Raw genomic sequence first — 14247 nt, 5'->3', positions numbered from 1 at the left:
AAAGTTATGGCGCTGACAGGGGGGAAACCTCCTCTACAGTTTCGCGTGCGGCCCCGGAAAACGGGGGCGTGCAAACCGCTTTGTAAAAAAACGGGCGGAAAATCAGGAAGAGGTAAACATGAAAAAATCCGTATTTCTTGGCGCGCTGACGGTTGCTGGTCTGACGGCCGGAGCAGCGGCAGCCGCGACACTGGATGACGTAAAGGCGCGCGGCAAGCTGAATTGCGGTGTGAACACCGGGCTGGTGGGCTTTGCCGCCCCCGATGCCAACGGCAACTGGGATGGGTTCGATGTAAGTGTCTGCCGCGCGATCGCGGCTGCTGTTCTTGGGGATCCCAGCGCCGTCGAATTCGTGTCGACCACCGGCAAGACCCGGTTCACCGCCCTTGCATCGGGCGAGATCGACGTGCTGTCGCGGAACACCACCTGGACGTTCACGCGCGATGTCGACCTCAAGTTCGAATTCACCGGCGTCAACTACTACGACGGTCAGGGCTTCATGGTGCCCAAGGCGCTGGGCGTCAGCTCGGCCAAGGAGCTTGACGGCGCAACCGTCTGCATCCAGACCGGCACCACGACCGAGCTGAACCTGGCGGATTTCTTCCGTTCCAACAACATCAGCTACGAGCCGGTTCCGATCGAAACCAACGCAGAGGCGCAGCCGCTGTACCTGGAAGGCGCCTGTGACGTCTATACGACCGACGCATCGGGCCTGGCCGCGACCCGCGCCGCGTTCGAGAACCCGGGCGAGCACATCATCCTGCCCGAGATCATCTCGAAAGAGCCGCTGGGCCCGCTGGTCCGTCACGGCGACAGCGAGTGGGTCGATGTCGTGCGCTGGACGCTCAACGCGCTGATCGCGGCCGAAGAGCTGGGCGTGACCTCGGCCAATGTCGACGAGCTGGCACAAGGCACCAACAACCCCGAGGTCAACCGCCTGCTGGGCACCGAGGGCACCCTGGGCGAGATGCTGGGCCTCGATGCCGACTGGGCGGCCCGCGCGATCAAGGCCGTGGGCAACTATGGCGAGGTGTTCGAAAAGAACATCGGCGAGAACACCCCGATCGGCCTGGCGCGCGGCCTGAACGCGCAATGGACCGATGGCGGCCTGCTGTACAGCCCGCCGTTCCGGTGATCTGACACATGAAAGGGCGCGGGCAGACCGCGCCCTTTCTCTATCTATCCTGAATAACCATAAGTTCCGCTCCTGCCGCCCCCGAAACAAGACGCAGCAATTGCGCAGGCAGGACCAAGGCGGACATGACAGGGAAAACAGACATGGCGACGTATTCCGATCCGCCGGCCGGGACGTTCCAGCTTTCGCAGCTGATCAACGACACCCGTTACCGATCCTACACATTCCAGATCATCGCGCTGATCGCCCTTTTCGGGGCAGTGGCCTATCTTCTGAGCAACCTCGCGGCCAACCTGCAGGCGGCCGGGCTGAGTTTCAGCTATGGTTTCCTGGGCGAGCCCGCGGGCTATGACATCAACCAGAGCCTGATCGACTACAACAGCCAGTCCACCCACCTGCGCGCCGCGATGGTGGGCGTGCTGAACACGCTCCTGGTGGCGTTGCTGGGCTGTATCATGGCAACCGTGATCGGGGTGGTCGTTGGGGTTCTGCGCCTCAGCCCGAACTGGCTGATCCGCAAGCTGATGGCGGTCTACGTGGAAATCTTCCGCAACGTGCCGGTGCTGATCTGGATTCTGATCATCATGGCGATTTTCGTCGCCGTGCTGCCGCAGCCGCGCGATTTCCGGGGCGAGGATGCCGAGGCGTCGATGCTGTGGGGCATGTTCGCCTTTACCGGGCGGGGCTTCTATTTCCCCATGCCGGTCTTCGGGCCAGGATCGGGCGTGGTGATCGCGGTGTTCGTGGCCTCGGTCGCCGGTATCTTCGCCTGGCGTCGCCACGCCAGGAAGGCGCTTTTCGACGAGGGCCGGCTGCTGCCGGTGTTCTGGCCGTCGCTGGCGCTTTTCATCGTTCCGGCGGTGCTGGCGTTCTTCGTGATGGGCCGGCCGGTCACGATGGAATATCCCGAGCTCAGGGGCTTCAACTTCCAGGGCGGGATATTCGCCCGAAATTCGCTGATCTCGCTGTGGTTCGCGCTGTCGATCTATACCGCCGCCTTCATCGCGGAAAACGTGCGCGCGGGTATCCTTGCGATTTCCAAGGGCCAGACCGAGGCCGCGGCCAGCCTGGGCCTGCGCCCGCGCCGGATCATGAACCTTGTGATCCTGCCGCAGGCGCTGCGGGTCATCATCCCGCCGCTGATCTCGCAATACCTGAACCTGACCAAGAACAGCTCGCTTGCCATCGCCGTGGGCTATATGGACCTGACCGGCACGCTGGGTGGCATCACGCTGAACCAGACCGGCCGGGCCATCGAATGCGTGCTGCTGCTGATGCTGTTCTACCTGACGATCAGCCTGGCGATCTCGGCGGTCATGAACGCCTACAACAACGCCGTGAAGCTGAAGGAGAGGTGACATGAGCGATACGCACGCACAATCCGTCGCCTATGTCCGCGATACGATGCTGCCCGAACAGGCGCCGCCCGTATCCGAGGCCGGTGTCATCAAATGGCTGCGGGAAAACCTGTTTCCCGGCCCCGTCAACGCGATCCTGACGCTGCTGGCGATCTATTTCATCTACAAGATCGTGGCGGGGTCGCTGCCGTGGTTCCTCAACGGGGTCTGGACGGCCTCGTCGCTGGCGGAGTGCCGCGAAATATTGCAGGGCACCACGGGGGGCTGTTTCTCGGTGCTGACCGAGCGGTGGAACCAGTTGCTGTTCGGGTTCAAATACCCGTCGGATCAATACTGGCGGCCGCTTCTGGCGTTTGTCCTGCTGATCGTGGCCGCGGCCCCGGTGCTGTTCGCGCACCTGCCGCGCCGGCTGCTGGTATTCAGCGCGATCTATCCGTTCGTGGCCTTCTGGCTGATCTGGGGCGGCACCATCCTGGCGCCGGTGATCGCGCTGGCCGGGATCATCGCAGGCCTGCTGGTCTTTCGCCGGACCGAGGCGTCGGGCTTTGCCACGGCGTCGCTGGCCGGGCTGGTCAGTGCGGTGGTGATCTGGTGGCTGGGCGGCTTCCTGTCCGCCGCGGCCTCGGATGTTCTGGCGCTCAGGCCGGTGCCGTCGCGCGACATGGGCGGCTTCATGCTGAACATGATCCTGGGGACGGTCTGCGTGTCGCTGTCGCTGCCCATCGGCATCCTGCTGGCGCTGGGCCGCCAGAGCCACATGCCGATCATCAAGTGGATCTGCGTGCTGTTCATCGAGTTCATTCGCGGTGTGCCGCTGATCACGCTGCTGTTCGTGGCCAACGTGGTGCTGTCCTATTTCTTTCCGCCGGAAACCAATCTCGACCTGATCATCCGCGTGATCATCATGATCACCGCCTTCGCCTCGGCCTATATCGCCGAGGTGATCCGGGGCGGGCTGGCGGCGCTGCCGCGCGGGCAGTACGAGGCCGCCGACAGCCTCGGGCTGGATTACGCGCAGTCGATGCGGCTGGTCATCCTGCCGCAGGCGCTGAAGATCTCGATCCCCGGCATCGTCAACGTGGCCGTGGGGCTGTTCAAGGACACGACGCTGGTTTCGGTCATCTCGATGTTCGACCTGGTGGGCATGATCCGCGGGCCGATCCTGGCATCGACCGAATGGAACGGCGTCTATTGGGAGCTTTGGGGCTTCGCTGTCCTGAGCTTCTTTGTCGTCTGCTACGGCATCTCGCAATATTCGCAATGGCTGGAGCGTCAGCTGCAGCGCGATCATCGTTAAGGAAAGGTCTGTCCCATGGCTGAACAGGCACAAATGCAAATCTCGGACGAGGTGGCGATCACCATCGAGAACATGAACAAGTGGTTCGGCTCGTTCCACGTGCTGCGCGACATCAACCTGACCGTGAACCGTGGCGAACGCATCGTGATCGCCGGGCCTTCGGGGTCTGGCAAATCCACGCTGATCCGTTGCATCAACGCGCTGGAGGAACACCAGAAGGGCCGGATCGTGGTGGATGGCACGCTACTGTCCTCGGACCTCAAGAATATCGACAAGATCCGTTCCGAAGTCGGGATGGTGTTCCAACACTTCAACCTGTTCCCGCATCTGACGATCCTTGAAAACTGCACGCTGGCGCCGATCTGGGTGCGCAAGATCCCCAAGAAGGAAGCCGAGGCAACGGCGATGCATTTCCTTGAAAAGGTGAAGATCCCCGAACAGGCCGACAAGTATCCCGGCCAGTTGTCGGGCGGCCAGCAGCAGCGCGTGGCGATTGCCCGGTCGCTGTGCATGCGCCCGCGCATCATGTTGTTCGACGAACCGACATCGGCGCTCGACCCCGAGATGATCAAGGAGGTTCTGGATACGATGGTGGAACTGGCCGAGGAGGGGATGACCATGCTCTGCGTCACGCACGAGATGGGCTTTGCCCGGCAGGTGGCGAACCGCGTTATCTTCATGGATCAGGGCCAGATCGTCGAACAGAACGAGCCCGAAGAGTTCTTCAACAACCCGCAAAGCGAGCGGACCAAGCTGTTCCTCAGCCAGATCCTCGGCCACTGATTGCATCGACAGGGGCCACCGGCCCCGTCGCACGCCAAAACCACGCGCGCCGCCCGGCTTGCAGAACCTGCAGCCGGCGGCGCGTTTCGTCTGGCGCTGCGCAGCGGGACGATTGCCACCTGCATCCCAGCCTTGTTTGCAAAAAAATTCGCGTGCCGTGAAACTTTTTCCCCGTCGCTGCGTGACTGCTTGTGAGCCCGGCAGAGGTTCGGGCGCAAACACAGGAAAACAGGGAGACATTTCCATGCGTTTCATTCTTGCAGCTACCGCCATCACGGCATTGGGCAGCATCGCGATTGCCGGCAACCACGGTATGACCCCCGCCGTAAAGGCAATGGATCAGACGGTCGCCAATGGTGTCGTATCCGCCGAGTCCGTCATCGCCGAAAAGAACGGCTGGCTTGTCGTTCACCGCACCGATGCCGACATGAAACCGGGCCCCGTGGTTGGTCATGCGCCGCTGCGCGCCGGTGAAAACGCCGATGTCGCCGCGATCCTGACCGAAGAGGTCGCTGCGGGCGACATGCTGATGCTGATGGTTCATTCCGAAGATGGCGGGATGCAGACCGGCATTTTCGAATACACGCTCGGCGCCAAGGAAGACGGGCCGATCCGTATCGACGGCAACCTGGTCATGACCGTGGTCACCGCACAATAACGTCAACCGCCGCGCGGGCTATTCCAGGTCGCGCGGCACCACGAAATCCACCGACGCACCGCGACCGGCGGCCACCGCCGACCAGTCAGCGGCCTGGAAATCGACCACCAGTGTCGCGCCGGTGGGATAGTCGAAGAAACGCGGATGGTCGGGCGGCGTGGCAACAAGGGCCTCGGCCAGTTCCGCAATGCCCGGATTATGCCCGATCATCAGAACGTTCTGCCCGTTGGCCTCGTGCAGGATACGCAGCATGGTGTCGGGCGATGCGTGATACAGCCCCGTTTCGAACGAAACCGGTGCGTCGATCCGCAAGCCATCCAGCGTTTCGCGCGTCCGTGTCGCTGTCGAGCACAGCACCCTATCGGGCAGATAGCCCTGCGCGCGCAGCCAGTCGCCCATCGCGCGGGCCGCGCGCAGGCCGCGCGCGTTCAGCGGGCGGTCGTGGTCGCGCGTGACGCCGCTGGACCAGTCTGATTTGGCGTGGCGCATCAGGATCAGGCGCATTCGTTCATCCCTTCAGAAAGGCGGCCATGTGCAGGGCCGACTGTGCCGGATCGCGGCCAAAACTTTGTGACACCGGGCAGGCACGACGCACGAGGCAGCCGTTCTGCAGGCATTCCGCGCCTTCGGGGCTGGCAATATGGGCCTTGCAGGCGGCCACGTCATAGGGCGCGCCCTCGCGCAGCGCGCCGACCGGGCAGGCGGTGGTGCAGGGCCGCGCGCATTCGGGGCAGGGGGATGGTGCGGGGGCGGGCAGCCCGATCCGCCCCGGCAGGATCAGCGCGCCCCGGAACGAGATCATCATGCCCGCGCGCGCATGCACCAGCATCCCCACCGGGCTGGGGTGGCTTTGCCCGCTCTCGGCGGCCCAACGCAGGAACGGCTGATAGGGCGGGCCGCCGAACGGATAGGCACTCTCGGCACCGAACCCTTGCGCAAGCCCGCCCAGCACCCGCACCGACCAGCGATCCACCGGGTCGGGCCTGCCATCGGCATATTCGGGGCTGTCGCGGAAGACCGGCCAGAAACCGGGCCCTGCGCCCACCAGGATCAGGCTGCGCGCGGGCGCGTCCAGCGCCACGCCGCCCATCTGGATCAGCCCGTGCGGGGCCAGCGCCGCCTCGATCCGCGCAAGTGTCGTCACCGTCGCGGCGGCAGGTTGCGCGGCTTGATGAGCGAGCCCGAGCCATGCTCGGTGAACAGCTCCAGCAGGCAGGCATTGGGCACGCGCCCGTCGATGATGACGACGCCGCGCACGCCCTCGGCAATCGCAGCCAGCGCGGTCTGTGTCTTGGGGATCATGCCACCGGCGATCACGCCCTCCTCGGTCATGGTGGTCACGTCCTCGGGGGTCAGTTCGGTCACGATCTCGCCGGCGGCGTTCTTGACGCCCGGCACATCGGTCAGCAGCAGCAGGCGGTCGGCCCTGAGCGCGCCGGCAATCGCGCCCGCCGCGGTGTCGCCGTTGACGTTGAAGGTCTCGTTCTCGCCCAGCCCCGTGCCCAGCGGCGCCACGACGGGGATGATCCCGGCCGCGAACAGATCGTGCAGGACCTGCGGGTTCATCTGCACCGGCCGCCCGACGAAACCCAGTTCGGGATCGTCGGGTTCGCAGACCATCAGGTTGGCGTCCTTGCCGCTCAGCCCCACGCCGCGGCCGCCCTGCTGGTTGATCGCCTGCACGATGCGCTTGTTGACAAGGCCGGTCAGCACCATCTCGACCACCTCGACCGTTGCCTTGTCGGTCACGCGCTTGCCGCGCACGAATTCCGACGCGATCCCCAGCCGGGCCAGCATGTCGTTGATCATCGGGCCGCCGCCATGCACCACGACGGGGTTCAGCCCCACCTGCCGCATCAGCACGATATCGCGGGCGAATTCGTCCATGGCGCTGTCGTCGCCCATGGCATTGCCGCCGAATTTCACCACCACGATGGCGCCGGTATAGCGTTGAAGATAGGGCAGCGCCTCGGACAGCGTGCGCGCGGTGGCGATCCAGTCGCGGTTCATCGTCTGTTTTCTCATCCCTTGCGTCCCTCTTGGCAGCCTGTGTTAGCCTTTGGCGCGGCCCGTGCCAAGTGCGCGTTGCAAGTGCCCGGCGCAGTGCTAGGGTTACGGGCCAGAGGCAACGGAGCAATCAGTCATGAGCGAGCGGCAAAAGACATTACTGCTGACGGGCGCAAGCCGTGGTATCGGCCATGCCACGGTGCGCCGCTTCAACCGCGAGGGCTGGCGCGTCATCACCTGTTCGCGCCAACCCTTCCCCGAGGAATGCCCCTGGGGCGGCGGCGCGGAAAACCATGTGCAGATCGACCTGGCCAACCCCTCGGACGTGATCGAGAAGGTGGAGCTGATCCGCAGCAAGCTGGACGGACGGCTGGACGCGCTGGTGAACAACGCCGGTATCTCGCCCAAGGGGCCGGATGGCGAGCGGCTGAACACGATCACCACCGATCTCAGGACATGGGGGCAGGTGTTTCACGTCAATTTCTTTTCCTCGGTGGTGCTGGCGCGCGCGCTGAAAGAGGAGCTGGCCGCCGCTAAGGGCGCGGTGGTCAACGTCACCTCGATCGCCGGGAACGAGGTGCACCCCTTTGCCGGTGCCGCCTATGCCACGTCCAAGGCCGCGCTCAAGGCGCTGACGCGGGAAATGGCCCATGATTTCGGCCCGATGGGGGTGCGCGTGAACGCCATCGCACCGGGCGAGATCGAAACCGCGATCCTCAGCCCCGGCACCGAGAAGCTGGTGGAAAACCTGCCGCTGCGCCGCCTCGGCCAGCCCGAAGAGGTGGCCGCCACGGTGTTCTTCCTCTGCTCCTCGGAAAGCTCCTACATCTCGGGGACCGAGATCGAGATCAACGGCGGCCAGCACGTCTGAGCCGGGGCGGGGCGTCTATTCCAGCTCGGCGATGATTGCGCGCAACGTGGCGATGCCATCGCCCTTTTCCGACGAGGTCAGCACGATTTCGGGATAGGCGGCGGGATGCGCCGACAGTTTTTCGCGCACCTGCGCCAGCACCTTTTCGCGGTCTTTTCCCTTGACCTTGTCGGTCTTGGTCAGCACCGCCTGAAAGGTCACCGCCGCGCTGTCCAGCAGCGTCATGATCTCTTCGTCCACCGCCTTGATACCGTGGCGTGCGTCGATCAGCACGAAGGCACGGCGCAGGCTTTGCCGGCCCGACAGGTATTGCCTGAGCAGCCTTTGCCATTTCTCGACCACCTTGAGCGGCGCGTTGGCATAGCCATAGCCGGGCAGGTCGACCAGGTAATGCGCCTCGCCGATGGTGAAAAAGTTGATCTCCTGCGTGCGGCCGGGGGTGTTCGACGCGCGCGCCAGCCCCTTGCGACCGGTCAGCGCGTTGATCAGCGACGACTTGCCCACGTTCGACCGCCCGGCAAAGCACAGCTCGATCCGGTCGGCCGGGGGCAACCCGTCCATGGCGACCACGCCTTTCAGGAAATCCGACGGCGCGGCGAACAGCTTGCGCCCCGCCTCGATCGCGTCGGGGTCGTCGATTTCGGCCAGGGGAAAGGGCAGTTGCATCACATCACCTCTGCGCTTGTGCCGAGGGCAATGTCGCCCCCGGTGACGACGCGGGCATAGACGCCGAAATCCTGATGCCCCCAGCCGGATTTGAGCGTTTGCAGCGTCGCGGCGTCACGCTCGCCGGTTTCGGGGTTGGCCTCGGTCGCGCGGCAGCGGGTGATCCGGGCCTCGATCCGCAGGCGGGCGTCGCCGATGGCGATTTCGCGCCCGACAAGGTCGAACTCGTCCCACGGGGCCAGCCCGTCGAGCCAGATATTGCCGCGAAACCGCCGCGGGTCCAGGTTGCGGCCCAGCCGTTCGGACAGCGCCCGCAGCGACGCCGCGTTCAGCACCGATACCGAGGGGAAGGCCACGTCGGACATGCCCGCATCGGGCGCGCGCACCACGCGGGCGGGGGCGGGGCGTTCCGCGGGCCAGATCGGCGCGACCCAGTCCAGCAGGGCCTGCGGCGCCAGCGCGGGATCGACGGTCAGCGCGCCCTGCGACGGATGGCGCAGCGTGATCGCACCGTTCGCGCCGGTGGTGGCGGTGACCGCCATAAGCTGCGGCCCGCTTGCCCCGCGCAGGAATTCGCGGCAGGGGCGCCAGCCACCTGTATCCGCGGGCGCGGCGGCGTGATGCACCGCCCAGGCCCGGTCGCCGGGCAGGGGCCGGTCGGGCGCCAGCGTGACGGCCTCCAGCGGCTCGGCCCCGATCCCCTTGACCGGATAGCGCCAGAGCGCGGTCACGCGCGCCGTCATTTGTCCTGACCGGGCGCGCCGCGACGGAAGCTGGAGCGGATATTGCCGAACACGTCCGGTTTATAGCCGTGCGACCGCATGATCAGGTATTGCTGGGTAAAGGTGATCGTGTTGTTCGCGATCCAGTAGATCACCAGCCCCGAGGCAAAGCCGCCCAGCATGAACATGAACACCCAGGGCATCCAGGCAAAGATCATCTTTTGCGTGGGGTCGGTGGGCGCCGGGTTCAGCTTCTGCTGCAGCCACATGGTGATGCCCAGCAGGATCGGCAGCACCCCGATGAAGACCAGCGAAAGGACCGATTGCGGATCGGGCGCGTCCCAGGGCAGCAGCCCGAACAGGTTGAACAGCGTCGACGGGTCGGGCGCGCTCAGGTCGCGGATCCAGCCGATGAAGGGCGCGTGGCGCAGTTCGAGCGTGACAAAGATCACCTTGTAGAGCGAGAAGAAGATCGGGATCTGGATCAGGATCGGCAGACAGCCCGAGGCCGGGTTCACCTTTTCCTTCTTGTAGAGCGCCATCATCTCCTGCTGGAGCTTTTGCCGGTCGTCGCCGGCGCGCTCTTTCAGCTCCTCCATCTTGGGCTGGAGTTCCTTCATCTTCGCCATGCTGGCATAGGATTTATAGGCCAGCGGGAACACCAGCGCCTTGATGATCAGGGTCAGCGCGATGATGGCCCAGCCCATGTTGCCGATGACGGCGTGAAGCTCGTGCAGCAGGAAAAAGATCGGCTTGGTCAGGAAAAAGAACCAGCCCCAGTCGATCGAATCCAGGAACCCCTCGATCCCGCCGGGCAGGGCGGATTTCATGCCCAGCCCGTACATCAGCGAGTCGGTGAAACTGTCCAGATCCTCGCCCGCCTCGTAGTTGCGGATGGTTTCCCATTTCTTCGGCCCCGCGAAAAGCTGCGAGCTGACGCTCACGCTGGCGCCGGGGGCCAGGGTCTGCGTGGCCTGGCGCATGGTGGTCTGGTAGATATCGCGCCCGGTGTCGTGGAAGGCGCTGAACCGCACCGGCGTGCCGGCGGCGGGCACCAGCGTCGACATCCAGTAATGGTCGGTGAACCCGATCCATCCCGATTGTTCGACCGGGATATCCCGGTAATCGGTCGCCGGGTCCAGGTCGTCATACCCGGTTTCCGTCAGCTCGCCATCGGCCATGGCGATCATGCCTTCGTGCAGGATGAAAAAGTTTTTCAGCCCCTGCGGCTCGCCATGGCGGGCCAGGATGCCGTAGGGGGCCAGCGTCGCGGGCGCCTCGCCGGTGTTCTCGACCGTCTGGGTGACGGTGAACATGTAATTCTCGTCGATCGCGATTTCGCGGATAAAGGTCAGGCCCTCGCCGTTGTCCCAGCGCATCGTCACCGGCGTGCCGGGGGTCAGCGTCTGGCCGCCGGTCGCCTGCCAGAGCGTGTTGGGCCCCGGCACCATCTCGGCGCTCAGCCCCGTGCCGGGCGCCCAGCCGTAAAGCGCGTAATAGGCGCCGTCGCCGCCGACCGGCTGCAGCATCGACACGATATCCGAGCCCGGTTCGAGCGACTGGCGGTAGTTCTTCAGCGCCAGCTGGTCGATCCGCCCGCCAAGCAGCGAGATCGAGCCCGAGACCGTGCCGGTTTCGATCGCCAGGCGCGGGGCATCGGTGCCCGGGGTCGCGGTGTCGGCCGTGGCCTGCGGGCCGGCCGTGGCGGGATCGCCTGTGGCGGCCTGCGGCGTCGTGGCGACGGTATTGCCGCCGGCGTCCTCGGTGCTTTGCGCAACCGCGGGGGCATTGGGGTCTTCCACCGGCTGCTCGGGCGGTGGAAACAGGAGGAACCAGACCATGATGACCGCGAAGCTCAGCGCGGTGGCCAGAATGAGGTTCTTGTTCTGATCGTCCATGTCGGGTTGTACCTGTCCTGATCGTGTCAGGGGGGTTCAACAGAGTAGAACCCCAAAGGTCAAGGGGGATGTGGGAAATCGCGCCCAATCGGCGCGGCTTTCCGTGCCCGTGTCTCAGCCGGAACCGCGCCCGATACGGGGCGGTTCGGCCAGCCGGGCGCCGTGGCTGCGCAGCCACTCGGCGATGCGGTCCGGCGGCATCGGCCGCGCGATGCCGAAGCCCTGCACATGGCTGCAGCCAAGCTGGGCCAGCATGGCGTGTTCGCCGGCGCTTTCCACGCCTTCGGCCAGTACGTCGAGGCCAAGCCGTTCGGCCATCGTCAGAATCGCGGCCACCATGCGCTGCTGCTCGGCGTCGCGGTCCACCTTGCGCACGAAAGAGCGGTCGATCTTCAGCCGGTTGACCGAAAACCGCCGGATCGAGCTGATCGAGGCATGGCCGGTGCCGAAATCGTCCAGGTCGATGGTGCATCCCAGCGCGGCCAGCCCGTTGATGTTGCGCGCGATCATGTCATCGGGCGACGCGGCGACGACGGTTTCCAGCACCTCGATGCACAGCCGTTCGGGGGGCAGGTCGAATCGGTCCAGTTCCCACCGGATCTTGTCGACCAGCCGGGGGTTGCGCAGCTCGTCCCCGGCAAAGTTCACCGCCACCAGCGGCACCTCGATCCCGTTGTCGTCCCAGCCGCGCAGGGCGGCCAGCGCGTGATAGAGGATCACCTCGCCCAGCCGCTCCAGCTGGCCCGAGCGTTCCAGCGCCGGCAGGAACTCGGCCGGCGGGATCAGGCCGCGTTGCGGGTGATGCCAGCGCGCCAGCGCCTCGACCCCCGAAACCTGCCCGGTATCGGTGGAGATCTGCGGCTGGAACCAGGGCGCGATCTGTCCGTTTTCCAGCGCCTGCGCCAGTTCGTCGGCCAGCAGGTCGGGCGTTTCCGGCCCCTGCGCCATATCGGGGGCATAGGCGCGGATGGCCGAGGGGCCGTGCGCGCGCGCCACGTCCAGCGCGCGGGTGGCGGCCCCCAGCATCTCCTGTGCGGTGCCGGCACGCAACTGGCTGTCCAGCACGAAGCCCACCGAGCAGGACAGATAGATCGCCTGCGCATCGACCGAGACCGGCTCTTCCATCCGGGCCTGCAACCGGCCCGCCAGCTGGATCGCCGTTTCAAGGTCGAGATGCCGCATCGGCGCCAGCACCACGGCGAACCGCCCCGGTTCCAGCGGCGCGATATGGTCGCCGTCGCGGGTGGCGCCCTGCAGGCGCTGGCGCATCCGGGTCAGCACTTGGGCGGCCCCGGCGCTGCCCAGCCGGTTCCGCTGCGTTTCGAACTCGTCGATTTCCACCAGCAGGCAGGCGGTGCGCCGCCCCGTGCGCGTGGCCTGGTGCAACGCGCGTTCTGCCGCCTCCGGCGTGCTGGGTGGCGGCGGCGCAATGGCGCCGGGCTGCCCGTCGAACAGCCCCAGCGCGGCAAAGACCGCCGGCAGGGCCAGCGCCAGCGTCAAAAGCCACCCCTCGCCCCCGAACCAGAAGGCCGCGAGGATCGCCGCCGGCATGAAGGCCAGCGCCGGCGGCCCCGACAGCGCGCTGCGGGCAAGGTTGCGCAAGGCCGTCAGGCGCCGGATCGGGCTGGTCATGGGCGGTGTCCCTTCTGCAAACTGGTTGCAGGCTACGGGCGCACCCTGAACGTGACTTTAACGCAAAGCGGGAATCGCGTCCGATTCCGTTTCATTTTTATCCAAATCGCGCACAAGCCCCGCGAAATCGAACAGCGACGGGTCAAGCATGTGCGAGGGGCGGATATTCATCAGCGCGCGGAACATCTTTTGCCGGCGGCCGGGATGGTTCCTTTCCCACTGGTCGATCAGCTGCTTGACCTGCTGGCGCTGCAGCCCGTCCTGGCTGCCGCACAGGTCGCAGGGGATGATCGGGTAATTCATCGCGCGGGCGAATTTCTCGCAATCCTCCTCGGCGACATGGGCCAGCGGGCGATAGACGAACAGGTCGCCCTCTTCGTTCAGCAGCTTGGGCGGCATTGTGGCCAGCCGCGAGCCGTGAAAGAGGTTCATGAAGAAGGTTTCGAGAATGTCGTCGCGGTGATGGCCCAGCACCACCGCCGAACAGCCTTCTTCGCGGGCGATGCGATAGAGGTTGCCGCGCCGCAGCCGCGAACACAGCGCGCAAAAGGTCCGGCCCTGCGGCACCTTGTCGACGACGATGGAATAGGTGTCCTGGTATTCGATCCGGTGCGGCACGCCCATCCGTTCCAGGAATTCCGGCAGTACCGTCGCGGGAAATCCCGGCTGCCCCTGGTCGAGGTTGCAGGCCAGCAGGTCGACCGGCAGCAGCCCGCGCCATTTCAGCTCGTGCAGCACGGCCAGCAGGGTATAGCTGTCCTTGCCGCCCGACAGGCAGACCAGCCAGCGCGCGCCCGGTTCGATCATGCCGTATTGGTCCACCGCCTCGCGCGTGTATTGCACGATGCGTTTGCGCAGCTTCTTGAACTCGGTGCTTTTGGGGGCACCGTGGAACAGCGGGTGGATATCGTCGGCCTCGTCCAGCATGTCGGCGGGATTAGAGGAGGACGGCGCGCAGGGCAAGGATTCTCGCGCGCTCAGCCCTTGTCGTGTTTGCAGGGTGGCACCGGATCGTAGCCGTCGCTGCCCCAGGGATGGCAGCGCCCGATGCGGCGCAGGGCCAGCCATGTGCCTTTCAGCGCACCGTGCTTTTCCAGCGCCTCCAGCGCGTAGGCGCTGCAGGTCGGCTGATACCGGCAGTTATGCCCCACCCAGGGCGACCACAGCAGCCTGTAGGCCCGGACGGGCAGGGCGACGATGCGGGCAAGCGGGCTCATCTC

General features: G+C 65.6%; 15 protein-coding genes. 6 read left to right on the top strand and 9 right to left on the bottom strand.

The annotated features are described in order from the left end of the window. Positions 1-118: 118 nt before the first annotated feature. From F3H87_RS17940 to F3H87_RS17920, 5 genes are all read left to right on the top strand, one after another. Positions 119-1135, top strand: a complete 1017-nt coding sequence (locus F3H87_RS17940; RefSeq protein WP_149789027.1) for an amino acid ABC transporter substrate-binding protein — start codon at positions 119-121, stop codon at positions 1133-1135. 143 nt (positions 1136-1278) lie between these two features. Continuing rightward, complete coding sequence (locus F3H87_RS17935) at positions 1279-2493, top strand: amino acid ABC transporter permease (RefSeq protein WP_149789028.1); 1215 nt, start codon at positions 1279-1281, stop codon at positions 2491-2493. A gap of 1 nt (position 2494) precedes the next feature. Continuing rightward, positions 2495-3790 (top strand): amino acid ABC transporter permease, encoded by a 1296-nt coding sequence (locus tag F3H87_RS17930; protein WP_149789029.1) that lies wholly within the window; start codon positions 2495-2497, stop codon positions 3788-3790. Positions 3791-3805: 15 nt separating this feature from the next. Beyond that, on the top strand, positions 3806-4573 hold the full coding sequence (locus F3H87_RS17925) for an amino acid ABC transporter ATP-binding protein (protein ID WP_149789030.1): 768 nt from the start codon (positions 3806-3808) through the stop codon (positions 4571-4573). Positions 4574-4886: 313 nt separating this feature from the next. Further along, the gene (locus F3H87_RS17920; protein ID WP_394852173.1) at positions 4887-5231 is read left to right on the top strand and encodes a DUF7282 domain-containing protein; all 345 of its coding nucleotides are present in this window, start codon (positions 4887-4889) and stop codon (positions 5229-5231) included. A gap of 18 nt (positions 5232-5249) precedes the next feature. Here the strand turns inward: F3H87_RS17920 and F3H87_RS17915 are convergent, their stop codons facing one another. The 3 genes from F3H87_RS17915 to argB are packed head-to-tail and all read right to left on the bottom strand — an operon-like array spanning position 5250 to position 7256. Continuing rightward, a complete protein-coding gene (locus F3H87_RS17915) occupies positions 5250-5735 on the bottom strand; it encodes a SixA phosphatase family protein (RefSeq protein WP_223228117.1) in 486 nt (161 codons plus the stop codon). A 4-nt stretch (positions 5736-5739) separates the two neighbouring features. Then, positions 5740-6375: a ferredoxin gene (locus F3H87_RS17910; protein ID WP_149789032.1), complete on the bottom strand. Its 636-nt coding sequence runs from the start codon at positions 6373-6375 to the stop codon at positions 5740-5742. Further along, the gene (gene argB, locus F3H87_RS17905; RefSeq protein WP_149789033.1) at positions 6372-7256 is read right to left on the bottom strand and encodes an acetylglutamate kinase; all 885 of its coding nucleotides are present in this window, start codon (positions 7254-7256) and stop codon (positions 6372-6374) included. Before argB ends, F3H87_RS17910 begins: the two co-directional genes overlap by 4 nt. Positions 7257-7374: 118 nt before the next feature. On the opposite strand from argB, the gene F3H87_RS17900 reads away from it, so the two are divergent. Further along, positions 7375-8109 carry an SDR family NAD(P)-dependent oxidoreductase gene (locus F3H87_RS17900; RefSeq protein WP_149789034.1) on the top strand — a complete coding sequence of 245 codons (735 nt, stop codon included), beginning with the start codon at positions 7375-7377 and terminating at the stop codon, positions 8107-8109. Between the two features lie 15 nt (positions 8110-8124). Here F3H87_RS17900 and yihA read toward each other — a convergent pair whose 3' ends face one another. From yihA to yidD, 6 genes are all read right to left on the bottom strand, one after another. Beyond that, positions 8125-8775: a ribosome biogenesis GTP-binding protein YihA/YsxC gene (gene yihA, locus F3H87_RS17895; RefSeq protein WP_149789035.1), complete on the bottom strand. Its 651-nt coding sequence runs from the start codon at positions 8773-8775 to the stop codon at positions 8125-8127. Further along, positions 8775-9518: an MOSC domain-containing protein gene (locus F3H87_RS17890; protein ID WP_149789036.1), complete on the bottom strand. Its 744-nt coding sequence runs from the start codon at positions 9516-9518 to the stop codon at positions 8775-8777. Before F3H87_RS17890 ends, yihA begins: the two co-directional genes overlap by 1 nt. After that, complete coding sequence (gene yidC / locus F3H87_RS17885; RefSeq protein ID WP_149789037.1) at positions 9515-11395, bottom strand: membrane protein insertase YidC; 1881 nt, start codon at positions 11393-11395, stop codon at positions 9515-9517. Before yidC ends, F3H87_RS17890 begins: the two co-directional genes overlap by 4 nt. A 114-nt stretch (positions 11396-11509) precedes the next feature. Then, a complete protein-coding gene (locus F3H87_RS17880; protein WP_149789038.1) occupies positions 11510-13027 on the bottom strand; it encodes a putative bifunctional diguanylate cyclase/phosphodiesterase in 1518 nt (505 codons plus the stop codon). A 57-nt stretch (positions 13028-13084) separates the two neighbouring features. Further along, positions 13085-13954 (bottom strand): tRNA 2-thiocytidine(32) synthetase TtcA, encoded by an 870-nt coding sequence (gene ttcA, locus F3H87_RS17875; protein WP_149789039.1) that lies wholly within the window; start codon positions 13952-13954, stop codon positions 13085-13087. Positions 13955-14004: 50 nt separating this feature from the next. Next, entirely contained in the window at positions 14005-14244 is a 240-nt protein-coding gene (yidD, locus tag F3H87_RS17870; protein ID WP_149789040.1) for a membrane protein insertion efficiency factor YidD, read from the bottom strand. Positions 14245-14247: the final 3 nt, after the last annotated feature.

The organism is Lutimaribacter pacificus (assembly GCF_900142185.1).
Taxonomy (GTDB): domain Bacteria; phylum Pseudomonadota; class Alphaproteobacteria; order Rhodobacterales; family Rhodobacteraceae; genus Lutimaribacter; species Lutimaribacter pacificus.
Note: the sequence above shows the minus strand (reverse complement) of the source record. Positions and strands in the feature narration are given on the sequence as shown.